6 protein-coding genes are annotated in these 6827 nt (G+C 73.4%); 5 read left to right on the top strand and 1 reads right to left on the bottom strand.

The window, feature by feature from the left end:
* The first annotated feature begins 171 nt into the window (after window positions 1-171).
* From DQ384_RS35220 to DQ384_RS35205, 4 genes are all read left to right on the top strand, one after another.
* Window positions 172-1149, top strand: a complete 978-nt coding sequence (locus DQ384_RS35220; protein WP_114033198.1) for an ABC transporter ATP-binding protein — start codon at window positions 172-174, stop codon at window positions 1147-1149.
* On the top strand, window positions 1146-1985 hold the full coding sequence (locus DQ384_RS35215; RefSeq protein ID WP_114033197.1) for an ABC transporter permease subunit: 840 nt from the start codon (window positions 1146-1148) through the stop codon (window positions 1983-1985). Before DQ384_RS35220 ends, DQ384_RS35215 begins: the two co-directional genes overlap by 4 nt.
* A gap of 76 nt (window positions 1986-2061) precedes the next feature.
* Window positions 2062-4122 (top strand): hypothetical protein, encoded by a 2061-nt coding sequence (locus DQ384_RS35210; RefSeq protein WP_114033196.1) that lies wholly within the window; start codon window positions 2062-2064, stop codon window positions 4120-4122.
* A gap of 10 nt (window positions 4123-4132) precedes the next feature.
* Window positions 4133-4318, top strand: a complete 186-nt coding sequence (locus DQ384_RS35205) for a thiazolylpeptide-type bacteriocin (protein WP_245967009.1) — start codon at window positions 4133-4135, stop codon at window positions 4316-4318.
* Between the two features lie 64 nt (window positions 4319-4382).
* Here the strand turns inward: DQ384_RS35205 and DQ384_RS41750 are convergent, their stop codons facing one another.
* On the bottom strand, window positions 4383-4571 hold the full coding sequence (locus DQ384_RS41750) for a hypothetical protein (RefSeq protein ID WP_181871589.1): 189 nt from the start codon (window positions 4569-4571) through the stop codon (window positions 4383-4385).
* 294 nt (window positions 4572-4865) lie between these two features.
* Between DQ384_RS41750 and DQ384_RS35190 the strand changes: the two genes are divergently transcribed.
* The gene (locus tag DQ384_RS35190) at window positions 4866-6815 is read left to right on the top strand and encodes a TOMM precursor leader peptide-binding protein (protein ID WP_147269003.1); all 1950 of its coding nucleotides are present in this window, start codon (window positions 4866-4868) and stop codon (window positions 6813-6815) included.
* Window positions 6816-6827 lie beyond the last annotated feature (12 nt).

Raw genomic sequence — 6827 nt, 5'->3', positions numbered from 1 at the left:
CCAGTGCCCCAGAAGCCCAGTGCCCCAGAAGCCCAGTGCCCCAGAAGCCCAGTGCCCCAGAAGCCCAGTACCTCAGAAGCCCAGTACCTCAGAAGCCCAGTACCTCAGAAGCCCAGTACCTCAGAAGCCCAGTACCCCAGAAGCCCAGTGCCTCAGAACGGGAGACCCGAGATGACGCTTCGCCAGGAGGTCGCCCCCTCCGGGCCCGGCTCGGCGGACGCCGATCAGGCGGTCGTCGACCTGGAAGGCGTGACGAAGAGCTTCGGCGCGGTCCAGGCGGTGCGCGGGGTGAGCCTGCGCGTCAGCCCCGGGCAGGTCTACGGCGTCCTGGGTCCGAACGGCGCGGGAAAGACGACGCTGCTGCGCGTTCTGGTCGGCCTGGTCCGCGCGGACGCGGGCACGGTCAGGGTACTCGGCAGGCCGCCCGCCGACCCGGTGGCGTTACGCCGCGTCGGCGCCCTGATCGAGTCGCCGGCGTTCGTGCCCCATCTGTCCGGCCGGGTCAACCTGCGGGTTCTGGCCCGCGCCCGCGGCCTCCCGGACGCGGAGGTCGTCCGGGTGCTGGGGGTCGTCGACATGGAGAAGGCCGCCGACCGGCGGGTCTCCGGCTACTCGCTGGGCATGCGGCAGCGCCTGGGCGTCGCGGCGGCGCTGCTCGGCGACCCGTCGCTGCTGATCCTGGACGAGCCCACGAACGGCCTGGACCCGGACGGCATGGCCGCGATGCGCGCGCTGATCCGGGATCTGGGCGGCAGGGCCACGGTCCTGCTCTCGTCCCACATGCTGGGCGAGATCCAGCAGGTGTGCGACCGCGTCGTGGTGATCGACAAGGGCGCCGTCGTGGCGGAGGACTCGGTCTCGGCGCTGCTCGACCGGGCCGGCGCCCGGAACGTCACCGTCTGGGCGAAGCCGATGGACGTGGCCGAGAAGGTCCTCCAGGGCAGCGCCCTCTGGTCCGGCGCGACCCGGGCGGGCGGCGCGGACGATCCTCACTGGCGGCTGGAGCTGGACGAGGACGGCGTCCCCGCCCTGGTCCGGGCGTTGGTCGAGGCCGGCGTCGAGGTCCACGAGGTGCGGCGCGAACGCCGGTCGCTGGAACAGGTGTTCTTCACGCTGACCGGAGACCACACCGGCGGGAGCGGCAAATGATCAACGCACTGTCCGCGGAAGCGCTCCTGCTGCGCAGGCGCCCCGCCGCGTTCGTGGTCGGGGGCGTCTGGGTGCTGCTGGTGGTGGGCTTCGGCTTCGCCGTCCCCTACATCGTCTACGCGACGCTGGACCCGGTGAAGCACGCCGCGGACCGGGCGCAGCTTCTGGACATCCTGCTGCCCTCGGCGGCGGGCGAGACGGCGGCCGGCAGTTATCCGCTGTTCGGCGGGGCGATCATGCTGATCCTCGGCGTGCTGATCACGGGCTCGGAGTACCGCTGGGGGACGTGGCCCGCGCGGCTGGCCCAGGGCCCCACCCGTACGCAGGTCGTCCTGGCCAAGACGGTGGCGGGCGCCGTGGCCGTCGTCGTCATCGCCGCCGCGGCCCTGGTGGCGGCGATCGTGGCGTCGATCGTGATCGCGTCGGTGGAGGGACGTCCGCTGACCTGGCCCGGCCCCTCGGAGATCGCCGCCTCGCTCGGCGCCACGGCGCTCATCTCCGTGGCCTGGATGAGCGTCGGAGCGGCGCTCGGCGTGGTCTTCAGGGGCGTTGGCACGGCCCTCGGCGTGGGGCTGCTGTGGACGCTCGGCCTGGAGAACGCGCTGTCCGGCCTCGCCGGGGTCGTCCCCGCGCTGGAACCGGTGCGCACGGTCCTGCTCGGCCCTGCCGGCGGCTCGCTCGTCGCCGCCCTCGGCGTCCCCTCCATGGGCGAGGGGGGATCGCCGGGAGTGGCCGCCTACGTCACCGCGCCGGTCGCCTGCCTGGTGCTGGCCGTCTACACCGTCGCCGGCGTGGCACTCGCCACCGCCCTGATCCGCCGCCGAGACATCACGTGACGCTCGGCACCGACCCCCGGAGGCCGTTGTGACAGCCCAGACGCGTGAAGTCGTCCGCCCTCGGATGCGTACGGACATGGCCTTTCTCGAGACCCGCGACGGCGTGTACGTGCACGGGCACGGGGACGCCTTCGTGATCAGGGGCGCGGCGGCCTACCGCTACCTGTCCGCGCTGCTGCCGCACCTCGACGGCTCGACCAGGCTGAGCGACCTGGTGGCGGGGTTGCCGAAGGCGCACGCCGACAGCGTCCGGTCGCTGATCGGGACGCTGGCCTCCCGCGGGGTGATCACCGACGCGCCGGAGACGAGCGCCGTGCGGGATCCGGAGCTCCGTGCCCGGTTCGCCGGGCAGATCGCCCTGCTGGAGCAGCACGGCGACGACGGGACGGGGTTCCTGCGGGCCGCGACGGCGCGGGTCGTGGTGATCTGCGAGGACCCGGCGCGGGCGTCCGCGCTGGCGGAGGCGCTGACCGCCAACGGCGTCGGCGCCGCGTCCCCGGGGTCGGTGCGGATCGCCACGACCGGCGACGTGCCCGCCGCGACCATGACCGACGCCGACCTGGTGTGCCTGATCGCCGCGGACCGCACGTCGCCCGCGCTGTTCGAGCTGGCCGACAGCGCCTGCGCGGTCGGGGCCGCCTTCGTCTCCCTGGTGCGGGTCGGGGACCTGCTGGTGCTCGGCCCCTGGCAGCCCGCCGACGGCGAGGGCTCGGGCGTCTACTCGGCGATGCTGCGCATGACCGACAACGGGATCGCGGGCAGCGCGGACGTGTGGCTCACGGCCGGGGCGGGCGCCGCGGCGGCGGCCCCGGCGGCGGGGCTGCCCGGCAACGCGGTGTCCATCGCCGTCGGGGTCGCCGGTTTCGAGGTCTTCAAGGCCCTGACGGGCGCGATGCGCAGTGACATCGAGGACGGGGTCGTGATCGTCGACCCGGACCGGCTCACGGTGCGCGTCGAGCGGCTCGTCCCCCATCCCGCCGCGCCCGGCGGTCCGGCCGAGAGCCTGTCGCCCGGCGGTCCGGCCGAGAGCCTGTCGCCCGGCGGTCCGGCAGAGGGCCCCTCCCCCGCCGAGCCGGACGACGGCGTCTCGCCGGCCGAGCGGGCCTACAAGCGCTTCGAGCCCGTGGTCTTCGACACGGTCGGCATCATGCGCAGGTTCGACGACGAGGCGATCTCGCAGGTCCCGGCCAAGGTCTCGGCGCTGATCGCGCCGTCCGCCGGTCCCGCGCCGATCGTCGCCTTCGGGTCGGAGACGCTGCTGGAGGCCAGGCTGGCGGCCCTCGAAGAGGCGTCCGTGCGCTATGCCATGAACATGCAGCGCCGCCGGGGCGGCCTCCTGGCGCAGGCCCTGCCGGACGCTGAGGTCGTCGAGGCCGGGCGGCTGCGGAGCTGGCTCGGGGGCACGCCGCTCCCCGAAGACCCGCTGGTCGCGGCGACCGGCCTGGACGGAGCGCGGCCGCTCGCCGTTCCCCGCGGCGCCGTGCTGGCGGGCCCGTGGGATCGCCGGGCCGCACGGTTCGAGCCCGATCTGGTCGGGGTGGCCGCCGGCGACTCCCCTGAGACGGCCGTGTCCCGGGCGCTGCTCGCGGCGGCGGGCGCGTACACGGTGGCGGCCGTCGCGCGCGACGAGATCGGCCTTCGCCCGGTGGACGACACCGCCCTGACCGCCGACCCCGACACCGAGCGAGGCAAACGCCTCCGCATGCTGGCGAGCGAGGTGCGGCGCGAGGGCCGGGCGCTCGCCTTCTACACGGCGCCCGGCGTCGTCCCGGTCGCGGTCCTGCGGGTGCGGGACGGCGCGGACGAGGAACTGGTCGCCCGCCCGGGACGCTCGTGGTTCGACGCCGCCGAGTCGGCGCTGCTCGCCGTGGTGGCGGCCCGCCAGATCGCCGGGTCCCCGACGGGCTGGACGGCCCCGAGCACGCCCGCCGCCCCGGCGCTGCCCGGCGCGCGGGTGTCGGAGCGGCCCGGCGACGTCTCCGCGCTGGCCGAGATCACCGGCCTGGACACGGCCGTCGCCCGTCTGCGCGCCGATGGGACGCGCGCCGGGGTCGTCGACCTCACCCCGCCCGACCTGGTAGGCGTCACGAACGTCGTCAGGGTCCTGCTGTTCCGGGATGCCGGTTCGCCGAGCTGAGGAGGGTTCCGTGTCGGATCTGGACCGAGAGCTGATCGCCCTGGAAACCGTCACGTTCGAGGTGGAGGACATCGCCGACCTCGGACGTGACGCCGCCGACTGGTGCAGCTCCAGCACCAGCACGTCCAGCTGCTCGTCGTGCAGCACGTCGAGTTGCTGCAGCTGCACGAGCAGCAGCTGCAGCAGCTCCAGCTGAGCGCGGCGGCGGACGTCCCACGACCGATCTTTGATGAGAGGAGGTGAATGACCATGGCCCTCAGTCAGGAACTCCTGGCCCTCGAGACGGCGACGTTCGAGATCGCTGACATCAGCGACCTCGGACAGGACGCCGCGGGCTGGTGCAGCTCGTCGTGCAGCTGCTCCAGCTGCAGCTCGTGCAGCACGTCGAGCTGCTGCTCGTGCAGCACCAGCACGGGGTGCGGCGGCGGATGAGCCCTCGCACCGATCACCTCGGCACAGACAAGGGAGGTACAGGATGAGCAAGACCCTCGGCCTGGAGCTGATGGAGCTCGAGGCGGCGACGTTCGAGGTCGTCGACAACGTCGACCCGTCGATGGACATGGCGGCGACCAGTTCGTCGTGCAGTTGCTCCAGCTGCTGCTCGTGCAGCACGTCGAGCTGCTGCTCGACCAGCACCAGCACGTCAAGCTGCGGCTGATCCGCACCTGAACGCTGCGGGCCAAGGGCCCTGGCCCGCAGTCACAGCCCGTCCCGGCCGCGCCACACGGAAGGTCCTGCGTTCCTTGACGAGATTGACTGACGAGACCGCCGTCAAGCCGACGTCGGCGGCGCTCCCCCGATCGGCCGTCGCCGTTCTCGGCGACCGGATCGCGGCGATGGTCTCCGCCGCGGCGGCCGAGCGCTGCGGCGCGCTGGACGTCGCCATGCTGGGCGTTCCCGGTGACACCGGCCATCTCACGATCTCCTGGGGCGCGCCGGGTCGCACGCCTTCGGTGAGCGTCCGCCGCCACGGTGAGACGATCGTCATCGCGGCCACGCCGGGCGGCGACGGTCCGTGTCCCCGATGCCTGGATCGACGCTGGACGACCTGCAGGCCGATGCTGGAGCGCCGCATCCTCGACGAACCGTACGGGGTCGTCCGCTCGCCGGCCACCGCGCCCGGCCCGCACGTGATCGCGATCGCCGCCGCCCTGGTCGGGGCGGCCGCCGCGCACGCCGGCGACGACGGGCCGAGCCGGCCGGTGTGGGAGGTGGACCTCCTGACCGCCCGGGTCGACCGCCACAGCCTGATCAAGGATTCGTCCTGCGAATCCTGCTCCGCGCCCGTACCCGACACTCCGGACAACGCCCGTGTCCGCCTCGTCCCCACACCGGCCGTACGTCCGGGCGCCACGCGCTCGCGCGCGCCCGAAGACCTCGGCCTGCCGATGGAGGCCCTGGCCAACCCGGTGTGCGGGATGCTGGGCCGGCCGGCGATGCGGGCCTACCACGCCACCGCCACCGCTCCGGTGACCGGCCGGTTCATCGTGCGCAGCAAGTACGGCCTGCACGAGATGTACTGGAGCGGGCACGCGGAGAGCTACGGCCGCAGCGAGCTGCTGGGCGCGCTGGAGGGGCTCGAACGCGACGCGGGCCAGCGTCCCCGCCGGGTCGAGGTGACGCGGCGCGCGTCCGTGACCGAGCTGGACGCGCCTCATGTCTCGATGGAGCAGTGCGGGCTCTACGAACCGGACTTCTACCGCGCGCACCAGGACAAGTACGTGCCGTGGTCGGAGAATCCCCGCGTGCCGTGGGTGTGGGGGTGGTCGCTGCGCGACGACCGGGCGGTGCTGGTGCCCGAGCAGCTCGTGTACTACCTCGACCACCGCGCCGACCACCGCAACTCCGTCCAGGAGTGCTCCAACGGGTGCGCGTCCGGGAGCTCGGTGACCGAGGCGGTGCTGCACGGCCTGCTCGAACTCGTCGAGCGCGACGCCTTCCTGATCAGCTGGTACTCGGGGCTCACGCCGGCGGAGATCGACCTGGACACGGTGGACCACCCCCTGGTCGGGCAGATGCGGGCGCACGTCGACCTGCAGGGCTATGACCTGCGCTGCTTCGACATCCGCACCGACCTGCCCGTCCCGGCCGTCGGGGCGGTCGCCGTGCGCCGCGACGGCGGTCTCGGCACGCTGTGCTTCGCCGGGGGCGCGTCCCTGGACCCGGCCGACGCCGTGCGTGCCGCGGTGTGCGAGGTCGCCTCGTACGTGACCGGCTTCCCGGACCGGGTCACCGCGTCACTGGAACACGTCGAGCTCATGGTCACCGACTACAGGCACGTCACCGAGCTGGAGCACCACGCGCTGCTCTTCGGCATGCCGGAGATGAAGCGGCACGCCGAGCACTGGCTGCGCCAGACCCGCCGCACCCCGCTGGAGGACGTCTTCGCCGACTGGACCACCGGCCGCGAGCCGGTCACCGATCTGGCGAAGCCGACCCGGGAGATCGTCGGCCTGCTCACCGGGCGCGGGTTCGACACCGTGGTGGTCGACCAGACGACGCCGGAGCAGCGGTCGATGGGCCTGCACACCGTCGCGACCGTGGTGCCGGGGCTGATCCCGATCGACTTCGGGTGGCGCCGGCAGCGGGTCCTGAACATGCCGCGCACCCTGTGGGCGCCCTACCAGGCGGGGCTGACGTCCCATCCCCTGACGCCGGAACAGCTGCACCTCGTCCCGCACCCCTTCCCGTAGGAGTTGAGTCCC

It is taken from the genome of Sphaerisporangium album (assembly GCF_003323745.1).
Taxonomy (GTDB): domain Bacteria; phylum Actinomycetota; class Actinomycetes; order Streptosporangiales; family Streptosporangiaceae; genus Sphaerisporangium; species Sphaerisporangium album.
The sequence above is the reverse complement of the archived record's forward strand: the minus strand, read 5'-3'. Positions and strand labels throughout refer to the sequence as shown.